General features: G+C 61.3%; 17 protein-coding genes. 13 read left to right on the forward strand and 4 right to left on the reverse strand.

Features of this window, described 5'->3' with window-relative positions; all coding sequences use genetic code 11:
* The first annotated feature begins 153 nt into the window (after nt 1-153).
* The 12 genes from rsfS (at nt 154) to BN1129_RS04380 (ending at nt 11,077) form a co-directional block, all read left to right on the forward strand.
* Nucleotides 154-495: a ribosome silencing factor gene (rsfS, locus tag BN1129_RS04325; protein WP_042034721.1), complete on the forward strand. Its 342-nt coding sequence runs from the start codon at nt 154-156 to the stop codon at nt 493-495.
* Nucleotides 496-517: 22 nt separating this feature from the next.
* On the forward strand, nt 518-985 hold the full coding sequence (gene rlmH / locus BN1129_RS04330) for a 23S rRNA (pseudouridine(1915)-N(3))-methyltransferase RlmH (RefSeq protein ID WP_042034723.1): 468 nt from the start codon (nt 518-520) through the stop codon (nt 983-985).
* Nucleotides 986-1,032: 47 nt separating this feature from the next.
* Nucleotides 1,033-2,949: a penicillin-binding protein 2 gene (gene mrdA / locus BN1129_RS04335; RefSeq protein WP_042034724.1), complete on the forward strand. Its 1,917-nt coding sequence runs from the start codon at nt 1,033-1,035 to the stop codon at nt 2,947-2,949.
* Entirely contained in the window at nt 2,942-4,045 is a 1,104-nt protein-coding gene (gene rodA / locus BN1129_RS04340) for a rod shape-determining protein RodA (protein WP_042034725.1), read from the forward strand. Before mrdA ends, rodA begins: the two co-directional genes overlap by 8 nt.
* Nucleotides 4,045-5,043, forward strand: coding sequence for a lytic murein transglycosylase B (mltB, locus tag BN1129_RS04345; RefSeq protein ID WP_042034726.1), 999 nt, complete (start codon nt 4,045-4,047; stop codon nt 5,041-5,043). The genes rodA and mltB overlap by 1 nt, the downstream gene beginning before the upstream one ends.
* On the forward strand, nt 4,985-5,923 hold the full coding sequence (locus BN1129_RS04350) for a septal ring lytic transglycosylase RlpA family protein (protein ID WP_042034727.1): 939 nt from the start codon (nt 4,985-4,987) through the stop codon (nt 5,921-5,923). The genes mltB and BN1129_RS04350 overlap by 59 nt, the downstream gene beginning before the upstream one ends.
* A gap of 194 nt (nt 5,924-6,117) precedes the next feature.
* Nucleotides 6,118-7,308, forward strand: coding sequence for a serine hydrolase (locus BN1129_RS04355; protein ID WP_042034728.1), 1,191 nt, complete (start codon nt 6,118-6,120; stop codon nt 7,306-7,308).
* Nucleotides 7,309-7,587: 279 nt separating this feature from the next.
* Nucleotides 7,588-7,851 (forward strand): DUF493 family protein YbeD, encoded by a 264-nt coding sequence (ybeD, locus tag BN1129_RS04360; RefSeq protein ID WP_042034729.1) that lies wholly within the window; start codon nt 7,588-7,590, stop codon nt 7,849-7,851.
* A 94-nt stretch (nt 7,852-7,945) separates the two neighbouring features.
* Complete coding sequence (gene lipB / locus BN1129_RS04365) at nt 7,946-8,635, forward strand: lipoyl(octanoyl) transferase LipB (RefSeq protein ID WP_042034730.1); 690 nt, start codon at nt 7,946-7,948, stop codon at nt 8,633-8,635.
* An 84-nt stretch (nt 8,636-8,719) separates the two neighbouring features.
* The gene (gene lipA / locus BN1129_RS04370) at nt 8,720-9,685 is read left to right on the forward strand and encodes a lipoyl synthase (RefSeq protein ID WP_042034731.1); all 966 of its coding nucleotides are present in this window, start codon (nt 8,720-8,722) and stop codon (nt 9,683-9,685) included.
* Between the two features lie 167 nt (nt 9,686-9,852).
* Entirely contained in the window at nt 9,853-10,365 is a 513-nt protein-coding gene (locus tag BN1129_RS04375; protein ID WP_042034732.1) for a GNAT family N-acetyltransferase, read from the forward strand.
* A 139-nt stretch (nt 10,366-10,504) separates the two neighbouring features.
* The gene (locus BN1129_RS04380; protein WP_042034733.1) at nt 10,505-11,077 is read left to right on the forward strand and encodes an RBBP9/YdeN family alpha/beta hydrolase; all 573 of its coding nucleotides are present in this window, start codon (nt 10,505-10,507) and stop codon (nt 11,075-11,077) included.
* 41 nt (nt 11,078-11,118) lie between these two features.
* Here BN1129_RS04380 and nqrE read toward each other — a convergent pair whose 3' ends face one another.
* From nqrE to BN1129_RS04400, 4 genes are all read right to left on the reverse strand, one after another.
* Nucleotides 11,119-11,718, reverse strand: coding sequence for an NADH:ubiquinone reductase (Na(+)-transporting) subunit E (gene nqrE, locus BN1129_RS04385; protein ID WP_042034734.1), 600 nt, complete (start codon nt 11,716-11,718; stop codon nt 11,119-11,121).
* A gap of 155 nt (nt 11,719-11,873) precedes the next feature.
* On the reverse strand, nt 11,874-12,284 hold the full coding sequence (locus BN1129_RS04390; protein WP_042034735.1) for a hypothetical protein: 411 nt from the start codon (nt 12,282-12,284) through the stop codon (nt 11,874-11,876).
* 307 nt (nt 12,285-12,591) lie between these two features.
* Nucleotides 12,592-14,322: a single-stranded-DNA-specific exonuclease RecJ gene (gene recJ / locus BN1129_RS04395; RefSeq protein ID WP_042034736.1), complete on the reverse strand. Its 1,731-nt coding sequence runs from the start codon at nt 14,320-14,322 to the stop codon at nt 12,592-12,594.
* A complete protein-coding gene (locus BN1129_RS04400) occupies nt 14,288-15,004 on the reverse strand; it encodes a disulfide isomerase DsbC N-terminal domain-containing protein (protein ID WP_042034737.1) in 717 nt (238 codons plus the stop codon). The genes recJ and BN1129_RS04400 overlap by 35 nt, the downstream gene beginning before the upstream one ends.
* A gap of 259 nt (nt 15,005-15,263) precedes the next feature.
* On the opposite strand from BN1129_RS04400, the gene mscL reads away from it, so the two are divergent.
* Nucleotides 15,264-15,671, forward strand: a complete 408-nt coding sequence (gene mscL, locus BN1129_RS04405) for a large-conductance mechanosensitive channel protein MscL (RefSeq protein WP_042034739.1) — start codon at nt 15,264-15,266, stop codon at nt 15,669-15,671.
* Nucleotides 15,672-15,826: the final 155 nt, after the last annotated feature.

Raw genomic sequence — 15,826 nt, forward strand, 5'->3', positions numbered from 1 at the left:
TGTCTCTGCCGGTTGCGCACTATATTGATCAACAGGGGCCTGGTTTGCCAAGCGGGCACGGCCCCCGTTCCACTCCCCTTCGCCAGACTGGGAAACGGGAGTGACCATGATATAATCCGCCGCCCTCAGGCGTCGGAACACAGGAGAAGATCATTGCAAGGCCAAGAACTGCATGCCTTTATCGTCGACAAGATCGATGACATGAAAGGCCGCGACATCATCACCCTTGATGTGCGCGGTAAATCCAGCATCACAGACACCATGATCGTCTGTTCCGGCAACTCCAGTCGCCACGTCAGCGCCATCGCCCATCATCTGGCCAGCGAAGCTCGCCATGCCGGGCTCGATCTGCTGAGCGTGGAGGGGCAGCTCACGGGGGAATGGGTACTGGTGGACCTGGGACAAGCCATAGTGCACGTGATGCAGGACGAATATCGCGACTTCTACCAACTGGAAAAACTCTGGGGCGCTACCGCTCAAGTGAATGCGCAATAACAGAGCACAAGTGTAACAAACGATGAAGATCCAGTTGATTGCAGTGGGCACCAAGATGCCTGCCTGGGTAGAGCGTGGCTTCGAAGAGTACCGTCGCCGTTTCCCCAAAGACATGCCGTTCGAGCTGGTCGAGATCGGCGCCGGAAAGCGCGGCAAAAATGCCGATATTCCCCGCATCCTGCAAAAGGAAGGGGAAGCCATGCTGGCCGCCGCTGGCCGCTCGCGTATCGTGACCCTGGATATTCCCGGCAAACCCTGGACCACGGAGCAGCTCGCCGTGCAACTGGAAGCCTGGAAGCTGGATGGTCGCGACGTGGCACTGCTGGTCGGAGGCCCGGAGGGCTTGTCGCCCGAGTGCAAGGCCGCCGCCGAGCAGAGCTGGTCGCTGTCGCCGCTGACCCTGCCCCACCCGCTGGTGCGGGTGCTGGTGGCCGAGAGCCTCTATCGCGCCTGGAGCATCACTACCAATCATCCGTACCACAGGGAATAACCCATGGGGTTTTTGTCTTCTCCCTTCGTCTGTCATAAGGTAGCGGCATGCTGAAGAATCGCATCGAAATGCGCGACCACAGCGCCGAGGGTCGCCTCTTCTTCCGACGCACCCTAGTTGCCTACATTGGCATGATAGTGCTGATGCTGGTGCTGCTGGGCAATCTCTATTACCTGCAGGTCGAATCCTTCGAGACCTATCAGACCCGCTCCAATGACAACCGGATCCGGGTCGTGCCCGTGGCGCCGCCACGTGGCCTCATCTATGACGCCAACGGTGTGCTGCTGGCGGAGAACCGCCCCGTCTACAGCCTGGAAATCGTGCCGGAAGAGACCAAAGACCTGGAAAAGACCGCCGACGAACTGATCACCCTGCTGGCACTGCCGGAAGGCACCAAGGAGAAGTTTCTGGCTGAGGTCAAACGCCAGCGCCGTTTCAAGCCGGTGGCTCTGTTCGAGAAGCTGACCGAGTATCAGGTCGCGCTCTTCTCGGTCAACCAGCACAACTATCCGGGCGCCAGCATAGAGGCCTACCTCAAGCGCTACTATCCGTTTGGTGACACCCTCACTCATGCGCTGGGCTACGTGGCCAAGATCAACACCCGCGACGTGGAGCGCCTCGACAAGGAGGACAAGCTCGCCAACTATGCCGCCACCAAGGATATCGGCAAGCAGGGAGTGGAGAAGTTCTACGAGGATCAGCTGCACGGGGTGGCCGGGTATCAGGAGGTCGAGGTCAACAACCGCGGCCGCGTGGTGCGCACCCTCAAGTTCCAGCCACCCGAGCCCGGCAAGGACATCTACCTCAACATCGACATTCGCCTGCAGCTTAAAGCACAAGAGTTGCTGGCCGGTCGCCGGGGCGCCATCGTCATGATGGATCCCAATACCGGCGCCATCCTGGCCATGGAGTCGAGCCCGAGCTACGACCCCAACCTGTTCGTGACCGGCATCTCTAACACCAACTATTCGGCGCTGCTCAACGATCCGGCCCGCCCGCTGGTGAATCGCACCACTCAGGGCATCTATGCCCCCGCCTCCACCGTCAAGCCCATGCTGGCAGTGATGGGGCTGAACGAGGGGGCCATCACCCCCAACTACCGCTACTTCGGCGGCCCCAGCTTCTCCATCCCGGGCACCACCAAGAAGTTTCGCGACTGGCGCCGCTGGGGCCATGGCTGGCTTGATGTCTACCGCGCCATCGAGGTGTCGGCAGATACCTATTTCTACGATCTCGCCTATCGGGTCGGCATCGACAAAATGCATAACTACATGACCAAATTTGGCTTTGGTCAGTACAGTGGGGTCGATATCTATGAGGAGACCAAGGGGGTCATGCCATCAAGAGACTGGAAGATGGCTCGCTGGCGCCAGCCCTGGTATCAGGGTGACACCATCTCTGTCGGTATCGGTCAGGGCTACTGGAGCGCCACCCCGATCCAGCTGGCCAAGGCCACCAGCATACTGACCCAGAACGGCCACGATGTGACGCCACACCTACTCAAGAGCACGGCCTCGCAGGATGGGGTTGTCAACGCCCCCGTCAACCCGAACATGGCGCTCAAGGCCAAGAATGATGCCTATTGGCAGGTGGCCAAGGACGGCATGTGGCGCGTCATCAACGGCACTGAAGGCACCGGGCGCCGCGCCTTTGCCAACACACCCTACAAAGCGGCAGGCAAGTCAGGCACCGCCCAGGTGGTGGGCATGAAAGAGAACCAGGTCTACGACGCCAGCACCATGAAGGTGGAACACCGTGACAACGCCCTGTTCGTCGCCTTTGCTCCGTTTGACGCCCCAAAGGCCGTAGTCGCCTTGGTGCTGGAAAACGCCGGCGGCGGCAGTAGCATGGCCGCGCCAGTGGCACGCCAGATGCTGGATGCCTATCTGGTGCCACCAGAGCCCCAGTTGCCACCGGCTCCCAAGCAGCCGCCCCCATCACCCGAGGCCGTTTCCCATGAGTAATTCCGCGCAGCGACAGAGCATCTGGTACCGGCTGCATATCGACCTGCCGCTGTTTCTCGGCCTGCTGGCCCTGATGTCCCTCTCCATGGTGGTGCTCTACTCTGCCTCAGGTCAGAGCGTGGACTCCATCGTGCGCCAGCTGGTGCGCGGCGGACTGGCCTTCGGCCTGATGATCGGCATGGCCCAGCTGCCTCCTTCCCTCTACGCGCGCTGGTCTGTGCCGCTGTTCGTGGTGGTGGTGCTGCTGCTCATTGCGGTGGACGTGTTCGGCCACATCGGCAAAGGGGCCCAGCGCTGGCTGGATCTCGGCTTCATGAAGTTCCAGCCCTCCGAGGTGATGAAGGTCTCCATGCCCATCATGGTGGCAGCCTGGCTCAGCCGCCATTCGCTGCCCCCCAAATTCAGCCATGTGGTCATCGCCCTGGTGATGGTGCTGCTGCCCACCCTGCTGATCGCCGCCCAGCCCGATCTCGGCACCTCCATCCTGGTGGCTGCCTCCGGCTTTTTCGTCATCTTCCTGGCGGGGATCAGCTGGTGGCTGATCGGCCTGGCGGTGCTGCTCATCTGCGCCTTCATGCCGGTGCTCTGGTTTTTCTTGATGCACGACTACCAGCGCCAGCGGGTACTGATGCTGCTCGACCCGGAAAAAGACCCGCTTGGGCGCGGCTATCACATCATACAGTCCAAGATAGCGATCGGCTCTGGCGGCGTCTTTGGCAAGGGCTGGCTGCAAGGCACCCAGTCCCAGCTTGAATTTCTGCCCGAGCGCCACACCGACTTTATCTTTGCGGTCTTCAGCGAGGAGTTCGGACTGGTGGGGGTCGCCTTGCTGCTGGTCATCTATCTCTACATCATCAGCCGCTGCCTGTTCATCTCCATGCAGGCCCAGAACAGCTTCGAGCGTCTGCTCGGGGGGGCCCTGACCCTCACTTTCTTCGTCTATGTGTTCGTCAACATGGGCATGGTGAGTGGCATACTGCCGGTGGTAGGGGTGCCCCTGCCACTGGTGAGCTACGGCGGTACCTCCATGGTGACCCTGATGGCGGGTTTCGGCATCCTGATGTCGATCCAGACCCACAGAAGGCTGCTGGCCTGATGAGAGGGGGCTGGTTGGCGCTCGCCCTGTGCTCGCTGACGGCGAGTGCAGCCCCGGAGCCCGCGCGGCTGGCCCTGCTCGCCGAACAGCAGCAGGTGCCGCTGGCCGAATTGCAGGCGGCCACGGCGCAGGCCCGGTTGCGCCAGGAGGTACTCGACACCATCAGCCGACCGTGGGAGGCCAAGCCCTGGCATCGCTACCGCCCGCTGTTCGTCACTCCGGATCGCATCCGTGACGGGCAGCAGTTCTGGCAACAGCATGCGACGACGCTGGCCCGCGCAGAGCAGATCTATCGGGTGCCCGCCTCCCTCATCGTCGCCATCATCGGCATAGAGACCTTCTACGGCCGCCAGATGGGCCGCCACTCGGTGCTCGACAGCCTCTACACCCTGGGATTTCACTACCCCGCGCGCGAGGAGTACTTCGCCAAGGAATTTGCCCAGCTGGTGCTGCTGGCCAAAGAGGAGAAGTGGCCACTCACCCGCCTCAAGGGCTCCTATGCGGGTGCCATGGGCATGGGGCAGTTCATGCCTTCCAGTTACCGCCACTACGCTGTCGATTTTGACGGGGATGGCAAGCGGGATCTGTTTGCCAACCCGGTCGATGCCATCGGCAGCGTCGCCAACTATTTCGCCGAGCATCAATGGCGCTGGGGCGAGTCTGCCGTCGAGCCCGCCTTGATCGGCCTGGCCCCCGTCAGTGCTCTGCTCAGACCCGAGCCCGAGCTCAAGCAGCAGTGGGCAGAGCTGGCCGCCGCCGGCATTGAACTCGCCACACAGTTGGCGCCACAGACGCCAGTGAAATTGCTGGTATTGGAACAGGCCGATGGACCGGAATACTGGGTCGCGCGCCACAATTTTTATGTGATAACCCGCTATAACCGCAGCCCTCTCTATGCGATGGCGGCACATCAACTCAGTCAAGCAATCCAGGAAGCGTATGCATTACAGCCACAAATTTCTCCCGCTCAGCCTGAGCTTGTTGCTGGCCGCCTGTAGCAGCCAGCCGGAGCAGGCCCCCCTGCCGCAGGAACACGTCCAGCAGGAAAAACCCCAGGTCATCGAGATCCCGCAAGCCACAGGCGCCATACCACGTCCCGAGCCCCTGAGTGCCAGCGGCAACCGGGACTACTGGATCGGCAAGCAGAAGCACGAGGTGTGGCGCGACATCAAACACTACAGCGAAGAGGGCACCGCCAGCTGGCTGTCGCCGGACTTGGATGGCCAGAAGACCGCCAACGGCGATGTGCTGGACAGCACGCTGTTCAGCGCCGCCCACCGCAACCTGCCGCTGCCAAGCTATGTGCGGGTAACCAACCTGGCCAACGGGCTGGAGACTATCGTGCGAGTCAACGATCGCGGCCCGTCCGACAGCACTCGCCTCATCGATCTCTCCTACGCTGCCGCCAAGCAGCTGGAGATGATCGATAGCGGTGAAGCGCGGGTACGGCTGGAGCTGATCAACGACAAACCGGATCAGATGATCGAAATGGTGCCCATGATGCCGATGCAACCCATGCAACCGGCGCAGAGCCCAGCGATCCCGGCCGCGCCGAAAGCTTCGGCGCAGGAGGGTTTTATGGGTGAACCGACCTCGCTCGCCATGGCCACGCCAGCCGCCAAACCGGCGCCGGCCAAGGCGGCCGCCCCCGCCAGCAGCGGTGACGGCAAGATGATCCAGGTGCTGGCCAGCGGCTCCCAGCCCAGGGCTGAAGCCATGGGCAAGGTGATGACTCAGCGCTACGGCGTGCCGTATCAGGTGGTGGTCCACGGCGCCCTCTTCCGGGTCCTGCTGGGACCGGTCGCCGCCGATCAGCAGGCAAGCCTGCTCGAGCAGATCCGTCAAGGAGGGGTGGAGCAAGCCTTTATCGTCCCCTGAAACCATGCGGCTCATCCCGGTGAGCCAGCGTCTGGAGCCCGTCGTCACGTCGTTTCCCGGCGTGACGACGGCTCCCGATGGAGAAAAAACCAGACCAGATAGTACGCCGGACTATGACCGACGGGCGCTTCTGGTATAGTTAAGCCCGCATTTTAACTTGGGTTACCCCCCTTCCAGGCTCCAGGAATTTCAAGATGTCCAAATTTGCCCGTTCAGTTATTCTGGCCTCCCTGATCAGCGCCACCGCCCAGGCCAATACGCCAGTCCCCACTCCGAACGCCGCCCCCATGGTCGTTCCCGCCGCGCCGGAGATCTCCGCCAAGGCCCATATTCTGATCGACTACTACTCGGGTCAGGTACTGGCAGAAGCCAATGCCGATGAACGCCTGCCGCCTGCCAGCCTGACCAAGATGATGACCTCCTACATCATTGGTCACGAGTTGCTGGAAGGAAACATCAAGAACACCGACATGGTGACCATCAGCAAAAACGCCTGGTCCAAAAACTACAGCGACTCCTCCAAGATGTTTATCGAGGTGGGCAAACAGGTCTCCGTCGATGATCTGAACAAGGGCATCATCATCCAGTCCGGCAATGACGCCTGTGTCGCCATGGCCGAATTCCTGGCGGGCAGCACGGACTCCTTTGCCAGCCTGATGAATGCCTGGTCCGCCAAGCTGGGGATGAAAGATACCCAATTCAAAAACCCCCACGGACTGGATGAAGAAGGTCACTACAGTACTGCTCGCGACATGGCTCGCCTGGGTCAGGCCCTGATCCACGATCAGCCGGAGGAGTACAAGATCTACGCCCAGAAATCCTTCGTGTTCAACGGCATCACCCAGCACAACCGTAACCGCCTGCTGTGGGATCAGTCCCTGCAAGTGGATGGCATCAAGACTGGCCACGTCAGCCAGGTCGGCTACAACCTGGTATCCTCCGCCACCAACAACGAAGGCATGCGCCTGATCGCCGTGGTGCTGGGCGCCAACAGCGAAGGTTCCCGCGCCGCCGAGAGCAAGAAGCTGCTCACCTACGGTTTTCGCTTCTTCCAGAGCCTGACCCCGTACAAGGCCGGCACCGAGCTGGTCACCCAGAAGATCTGGATGGGCGACAAGTCTGAAGTGAAACTGGGCGTCGACAAGGATGTGTCCGTGCTGGTCACCCGTGGTCAGGGCAACAACCTGAAAGCGGACTTCCAGCTCGAGAGCGAACTGAAAGCCCCGCTGGCCAAAGGCCAACGGGTCGGTACCGTGTTCCTGAAGCAGGGCGACAAGGAGATCAAGCAGGTTCCGCTGGTCGCGCTGGAAGAAGTGCAGGAGGGCGGGCTGATGAGCCGTCTGTGGGATTACCTGGTAATGCTGGTCTCCAGCTGGTTCAAGTAAGAAAGACGCACAATCCTGACCAAACAGCGGCGCTAACAGGCGCCGCTGCTGTCTTTACCCGGTCATACCAGCGAATAACCCTGCATTCTGCAGGTTCCGCCGACTGTCGATTTGTGGTAAAAAGCAGCATCTCCATGTCTTGTCGAGCTGTCCGGGCCTTGATCTCTGCCCGGGCAATGCCCATATAGGCTTGTACATGACGGCCTGATGAGCCATAGGCCATCAGCCACGCAAGATTAAAGATGAAGTCATCCCGTGATGACGCCAAAAGGTGAGTAGATGAATACCAAGTTTGATGAACTGCTGGAGTTTCCCTGCAAGTTCCCGTTCAAGGTGCTCGGCGTTGCCGACCCGGCCCTGCCGGATCAGGTGGTGGAAGTGCTACAGCAACACGCCCCTGGTACTTACAGCCCGACCGTTCAACCCAGTACCAAGGGCAACTACCACTCGGTGCGGGTCACAGTAACGGCCCAGAGCAAGGAACATATCGAAGCCATGTATACCGCCCTCGGTAACATAGAGCTGGTTCGTTACGTCCTGTAAGCTGCCTCTCTCGCCCCGCCAGGGGCGATTGATTTTGTGCCACCCCGAGTGCTGACCCATGGTGCCGACTCAAGCACCAGCCTGTGAGGAAAAGATGTCATCCCAGATCCCCGCCCAGCCACAGCTGCTCGTCAGACACCTGGGTCGCCGCCCCTACCAGCCGGTATGGGACGCCATGAAGGCCTTCACCGATAGCCGCACCAGCGACACCCCGGACGAGTTCTGGGTAGTGGAGCACGATGCCGTCTATACCCAGGGCCAGGCCGGCAAGGCCGAGCACCTGCTCGCACCGGGCGATATCCCCGTGGTGCAGAGCGATCGCGGCGGTCAGGTGACCTATCACGGCCCTGGCCAGCTGGTGCTCTATGTCCTGGTGGATGTGCGCCGCAGCAAGCTGTCGGTGCGCGAGCTGGTGACCTGTCTGGAAACCGCCATCATCAAGACCCTGGCAAAGAGTGGGATTGAGGCTTATGCCAAACCCGATGCCCCCGGCGTCTATGTGAAGAACGAGCTGGGCACCTCGATGCAGACAGAAGCCAAGCTGGCCTCGCTGGGCCTGCGCATCCGCAAGGGCTGCTCGTTCCACGGGCTGGCGCTCAATATCAACATGGACATGACCCCCTTCCTGCGCATCAACCCGTGCGGTTATGCGGGCATGGCCATGACCCAGACCAGCGACCTGGGCGGCCCGCAGAGCGTGGCCGAAGCACAGGCCCTGCTGGTGGCCGAACTGGCCAGCCTGATTGGCTATCACACGATCACGAATATCGACGATGCGGCCTGAGCAAGCCCTGCCGTACGGCCGCGAGGGCACAGAGATGACCCTGACGGCTATCAACCAAACAATAACAAACACCGAGAGTGAATCATGAGCAAACCCGTTCGTATGGAGCCGGGCGTCAAGCTGCGCGATGGCGATAAGATGGCCCTGATCCCGGTGAAATTCATGCCGGATCCCAACGAGGAAGTGCTGCGCAAACCGGACTGGATGCGGATCAAGCTGCCGCCGTCCAGCCAGAAGATCGAGCACATCAAGAGCACGCTGCGCAAGAACAAGCTGCACTCAGTGTGTGAAGAGGCCTCCTGCCCCAACCTGGCAGAGTGCTTCAACCACGGCACCGCCACCTTCATGATCATGGGCGCCATATGCACCCGTCGTTGCCCCTTCTGCGACGTGGCCCACGGCCGCCCGCTGGCGCTGGATCCCGACGAGCCGAAGAAGCTGGCACTCACCATCAAGGAGATGGGGCTGAAATACGTGGTCATCACCTCGGTGGACCGCGACGATCTCCGTGACGGCGGTGCCCAGCACTTCGCCGACTGCATCAAGCAGATCCGCGAGCACAGCCCGCAGACCCGCATCGAGATCCTCACCCCGGACTTCCGTGGCCGGATGGAGCAGGCGCTGGAGGTGTTCCGCGAGACGCCGCCGGACGTGTTCAACCACAACCTGGAAACCGCCCCGCGCATGTACCGTGTCGCCCGCCCCGGTGCCGACTACAAGTGGTCCCTTGAGCTGCTGCGCCGCATCAAGGAGATGCACCCCCATGTGCCGACCAAGTCCGGTGTCATGATGGGCCTTGGCGAGACCAACGAGGAGATAGTGCAGGTACTCACCGATCTGCGCGAGCACGGCGTCAACATGCTGACCCTGGGCCAGTATCTGCAGCCGAGCCGCCACCACCTGCCGGTAAAGCGCTACGTGCCGCCCGCAGAGTTTGACGAACTGAAGGATATCGCCATGGAGCTGGGCTTCTCCCACGCTGCCTGCGGCCCCTTCGTCCGCTCCTCCTACCATGCAGACCTGCAAGCCAAGGGTGAAGAGGTGAAATAACCGCCTCCACCCCTGGTCAAAAAAGAGCGCCCAAGGGCGCTCTTTTTTATGGGCCAGCCGCGCGCCATCTGTACCGGGCAACCGCAAGCGATGCGTCAGCGCCGTTTGCGCTCACTTCGCCGCCGGGTTAACGTGGGCACCCATTCGTCCGTTGAGTGATGTGCAGTATGCCAACCCCCCTCGTTCGCCTGATCCCCATGAGCCAGGCCCACTACCCCGCCTACTGCGCCTACTTCATCGAGGACTATGCGCAGGATCTCGCCAACAATCATGGCCATGATCTCGCCACCGCCCGTCGCAAGGCCGAGGCCTCCCTGCTGCACTCTCTGCCGCAAGGGGTCGACACCGCTGGCCACGGTTTGCTCTGCATCCTGCCCGCCGGTGAAACGGAGGGGGCTGGCCCAGCGACAGCCGCAGAAATGCTGCCACTGGGCTATCTCTGGCACGCCATCGACCCCGATGCCAGCGCCACCTTTATCTATGACTTCTATGTCGCACCGGCTCACCGCAGCCAGGGCATTGGCAAGGCTGCCATGGCGGTGCTGGAAACCGCGCTCAGGGCCAATGGCATCAGCCAGATCAAGCTGCGGGTCGCGTACGACAACCCGCGCGGCCTGGCGCTCTACCAGGAGGCAGGCTTCGCCATCACCGGCTACAACATGGCCAAGCGGCTGGACTGAGCGGTTTGACCCACCCCTGTACCACCCAGACAGGGGCGTGTCGTCACCCGGCAAGCGCTGCTATGATGTGGCCGCCCCGGCCAGTTGCCGCAGCGGCACGGTTTTTCATTCCCTGTTGTCCCGTTTCAGGATCATGCTCATGTCACACACCCGCGTTTTCATCGTGCACGGCTACACTGCCTCCCCCAAGTCCCACTGGTTCCCCTGGCTCAAGCAGCAGCTCGAAACCCGCGATATTCATGTCGAGGTACTGGCCATGCCAGACCCGCACCAGCCGGTACCGGCTGCCTGGGATGCCGCCATGGACAACCTGGTCCGGGATCACGATGAGCGCACCTTCCTGCTGGGCCACAGCCTCGGCTGCATCGCCATACTGCGTCAGCTCAGCCGCCTGCCCGTCTCCCGCCGGGTGGGCGGGATCCTGCTGGTGTCCGGTTTCGACCAGCCGCTGCACACCCTGCCGGAGCTGGATCCTTTCATGCTGCCGGGCTACGACCCGGCGCACATCATGACCCTGGCCCCCCAGCGCGTCGTGGTCGCCTCCCGCGACGATGCCATAGTGCCCTATCGCTACTGCCAGCATCTGAGCGAGCAGCTGGCCGCGCCGCTCTACAGCCTGGAGCAGGGTGGCCACTTCCTCGATCGGGACGGCTTCCTGACACTGCCGCTGGTCCATGACCGGCTGCTGGGGATGATAGCCCCCGCCGAATAGCAAAACGGCCACGCAAGTGGCCGTTTTCACAGGTGGCACACCTAGAGTGACATGCCGGAGAAGGACATGAAACCGAGCGACATCAACCCGGCCACGATGAAGGTGATGCCGATGCCGCGCAGCCCATCGGGTACATCCGAATACTTCATCTTCTGGCGCAGACCGGCGATGGCAACGATGGCCAGCAACCAGCCGAGTCCGGAACCCGCCCCATACACCACGGATTCGATGAAATCGTAATCCCGCTGGGCCATAAACATGACCCCGCCGAAGATGGCGCAGTGCACCGTCAAGAGCGGCAGATAGATGCCCAGCGCGTGATAGAGCGCCGGGAAATGCTTGTCGAGTACCATCTCCATCACCTGCACCAGCGCCGCCAGCACCCCGATGTAGATGATGTAATCGAGAAATCCCAGATCGAATTCCCCAAAAAAGGTACTGCCTGCCCGCAAGATATGGCGGTAAATCAGGTTGTTGAGGGGGATGGCGATCACCATGACCACCAGCACCGTCAAGCCGAGACCAAAGGCGGTATGGATGTTCTTGGAAACGGCCAGGAAGGTACACATGCCCAGAAAGAAGGCCAGCGCCAGGTTTTCGACAAAAATCGACTGAATAAACAGGTTTACATAATAATCCATCGGATCGGCTCACAGCTTGTGCAGAGAAGGGCCCGGCTCCCGCACGGCGGCTGGGGTAGCAGGGGCAACAAGGCGCAGCAACCGATCGCAGGCGTCAGCCGGCAACGGGGCTCAAGCAGTCAGTCGACGAGGAAACGCCGGGATCCGGTGCGCGCTCAGCAGCAAGCCGGACGCGAGTGGCCGTGGCAGAAGCGAAATTGCAGGTGGTGGCAGATCAGCAGGCGTTTGTGCAGGTAACCGAAGTAACCGGACAGCTGCCTGAGGTAGATGAGGGGCAGGAAGAACAGCAGGCCACAAAGCAGGCCCAGGATCTCGTGCTGGAACCAGGCCAGTAGCATCTGATACAGCTCGGAGGGACTGGCGCTCTCAAGCCGCCGCCCCTGCTCGACGCTGAACCGCCACTGGCCGCCCGGCGGCAGGCTGGCGCTGTTGACGAGCCCCGGATCGGACGGCTCGTGCAGTTGCATCGCAACCACCCGCTCGGCCGATACAGGCTGACCGGGCGCACTGATGCCTCCCGCCGCGAAGGCGGCAAGCCACAAGATAGAGGCGATGGCGAGGGCCATCAGCCCTGTCGGTGATCGGCCAAAGGGTGGCAAGCAGTCAGGTCCCTGAAAAAGACAACGGATAAAACGGGCTAAATGTATCACACGCTATCAATTTATTGAATTTAAACATCCATTAATTAACTTTTTACGATACTAAACACCCTTCCCATCCCAAAAGGTGGTACTTAAAATCCACTAAAAGAAAGGGGGTTCTATCGTCTGCGACTTACATTTGGGTCCAACCCCCTGATTGGCAGCCCAGGCTGATAACAACACGGCCACCCTGAGGTGGCCGTTGTCGTGAGCAGGTGCGCCAGAGCCGGTACTAGATGCCGGCGGCGTCCAGATGCTCCACCAGCAGCTGCACACTGCGGTTGCCGCGCCACTCGTTGACATCGAGCCGATAGACCAGCCGCACCCGCTTCACAGAGGCGTCCGGCCAGCGCTTGAGGTCGACCCCGAAGGCAATGGCATCCACCGCATGGCCCGAATCCGTGGTCAGCATCATCTTGAGGTGTTTCTCCCCCACCAGCCGCTGCTGTACCAGCACGAATTCGCCGTCAAACAGCGGCTCAGGGAAGGCCTGACCCCAGGGGCCGGAGGCGCGAATGAGCTCCGCCAGCTCAAGGCTGAGCTCATCCGGCAGTAATTCGCCATCGGTGAGCAGCACCCCGGTCAGCAGCTCGGGGGTTACCAGTTCGCTGATGACCCCCTCGAAGGCGCGGCCGAAGGCCTCGATGTTGGCCTTGGGCAGGGTCAGCCCCGCCGCCATGGCGTGGCCGCCAAACTTGCCCATCAGGCCGGGGTGGCGGGTATCGAGCAATTCGAGGGCATCGCGCAGATGCACCCCGGGGATGGAGCGGCCGGAACCCTTGAGCTCGGTCTCGCTGCTCTCGGCAAAAGCGATGACCGGCCTGTAGTACTGCTCCTTCACCTTGGAGGCCACCAGCCCCACCACCCCCTGATGCCACTCGTCTCTGTGCAGCACTATGCCGGATGGAACTTCGCCATCGCGAAAACGGATCTGCTCCAGGGTCGCGAGCGCCTCCTGTTGCATCCCCTGCTCTATCTCCTTGCGCTCCTGGTTGAGGCTGTCCATCTCGGAGGCGAGCTGACGCGCCAGATTGAGGTCATCGCTGAGCAGACAGGCGACCCCGAGGGACATGTCATCGAGGCGGCCCACTGCGTTGAGGCGCGGCCCCAGCGCAAAGCCAAGATCGGCGGCGGTGAGACGGCGGCCATCGCGGCCCGATACGTCCACCAGCGCCTGGATGCCGGGACGGCAGCGACCAGCCCGGATCCGCTGCAGCCCCTGATGCACCAGGATGCGGTTGTTGCCATCGAGCGCCACCACGTCAGCGACCGTACCGAGCGCCACCAGATCCAGATAATCCGCCACATTGGGGACACGAATACCCTGCCGCTCGTACCAGCCCAGCTGGCGCAGGTGGGTGTTGAGGGCCGCCATCAGATAGAAGGCCACCCCCACCCCGGCCAGTGACTTGGAGGGAAAGTCGCAGCCGCGCTGGTTGGGGTTCACTATCGCGTCGGCAGCAGGCAGCTCCTGGCCCGGCAGGTGATGATCGGTGACCAGCACCTGCATGCCGGCCATCTTGGCCGCCGCTACCCCGGCGATGCTGGAGATACCGTTGTCTACCGTGATGAGAAACTCGGCGCCACGCGCCACCGCCAGCTCGACTATCTCCGGCGTGAGGCCGTAGCCGAACTCGAAGCGATTGGGCACCAGAAAATCGATGTGGTGACCGCCCATGGCCCGCAGCGCCAGCACGCACAGGGCCGAGCTGGTGGCGCCGTCGCAGTCAAAGTCACCGACGATCAGGATACGCTGCTGAGCAGTGAGCGCCGCCGCCAGCAGCGGCACCGCCTGCTCCATGCCAAACAGACGCTGGGGCGGCAGCAGCGAGCTGGCACTGCGCTCCAGCAGGACGGGATCCTCTACGCCACGGCTGGCGAAGACTTGGCGAAGCAGTGGATGCAGGGTGGCGGGCAGATGGGAATCATCAACTCGCGGACGACGACGGATTTGCAGGGGCATTGATGTGATCCAGTATCTTGAGCAGTTGTTCAGGGCTCTGATAACCCCGCACCAGATCCCCGTTTGGCAGGACCCAGCTCGGCAGCGCCTTGATCCCGAGCCACTGGCTCAGGCCGATATGATGGGCAAGGATCTCATTACAACCGGCCGCAGGCAAACGATCACTGAGACTGAGTTCACTGAACAGACCGGGATCGCACCAGCGCGCCTGCGCCTCGGCCAGATCGGCGAAGGTTCCCAGCGCTGGCAACAGCTGCACGCTCACCCCCAGCGCCTGCAGTATGGGCAGCTCATCGAGCGCGGCACGGCAGCGGCTGCAGGTCAGGTCGGTAAACAAGGTAACGCTGTGACGCTCGGGCACCGCCTTGAGCTGCATACGCCGTTCGCCGATCTGGGTCAGGGCCCGCTGCCGTTGCTGACGCTGGCCCTGCATGGTGAGGTTTTTCATGTCGTGGCCCAGATCCAGCATGATGCCCTGGAGCACATAGTCTCCCTTGGCATCGGTATAGAGCGGCCCCTGAGCCGTGCCCAGCATAAAGAGGCCAGGCATGGGGGTTTCATCCACCAGATATACCTGCACCCCGAGCCGCTGCTCTATACGCTGTTTCAATAATTGGGGATCCATCCCCGCGCTGGCAGCAAACGTGCACAGCAGCATCATTCCCAGTAGTAAATGCTTCACTCTTTTACTCACTTGGCATGAACGAATGGACTCACAAGGTAACTCAGGCTATATCCAGGTCTCAACCTGTTAATTACTTACTGATTAATAGTGGAGGTCACAAAAAATCCTTCTCTGACAGGTTGCCAATTGGGCAGAGGCCCAGCAAGCTAGCCGTGACGACAGGAAACAAGACGGTCATCCCTCTGTTTTCCTGATATTTTATTATTCAACCGTGGGTGCGACAGCGGCCGCACTCTGCCCGTTTGGGGAGGGAAACATGAGTCTGATCCAAGAGTTCAAGGCCTTTGCAGCAAGAGGCAACGTCATCGACATGGCAGTTGGCATCATCATTGGTGCCGCCTTCGGCAAGATCGTCTCCTCCTTCGTGGGTGACGTGATCATGCCGCCAATTGGTCTGGTCCTGGGGGGAGTGGACTTCAGCGATCTCGTCGTGACCCTGAAGGACGCCGAAGGCGCCACCCCGGCCGTGGTCATCGCCTACGGCAGGTTCATCCAGACCATCATCGATTTCCTGATCATCGCCTTCGCCATCTTCATGGGGCTCAAAGCCATCAACACCCTCAAGAAGAAGCAGGAAGAGGCCGCCACTCCCGCTGGCCCCACCAAGGATCAGGAGCTGCTGAGCGAAATCCGCGATCTGCTCAAATCCCAGCAGGGAAAATAAGCGCCAACTCCTGTCGTGTGTTTAAAAAAACCGCCCCTGTGGCGGTAATGCCAGTCAGTTAAGCACTTTTATGACTTTATATTCTAAATTTTGAATAGCAGGAACTGTGCTATGGTGACAGCGTCAATTTGGCTGACACCTTTGCCCTGACTGGC

The sequence above is a fragment of the Aeromonas popoffii genome, from assembly GCF_000820025.1.
GTDB lineage: Bacteria > Pseudomonadota > Gammaproteobacteria > Enterobacterales > Aeromonadaceae > Aeromonas > Aeromonas popoffii.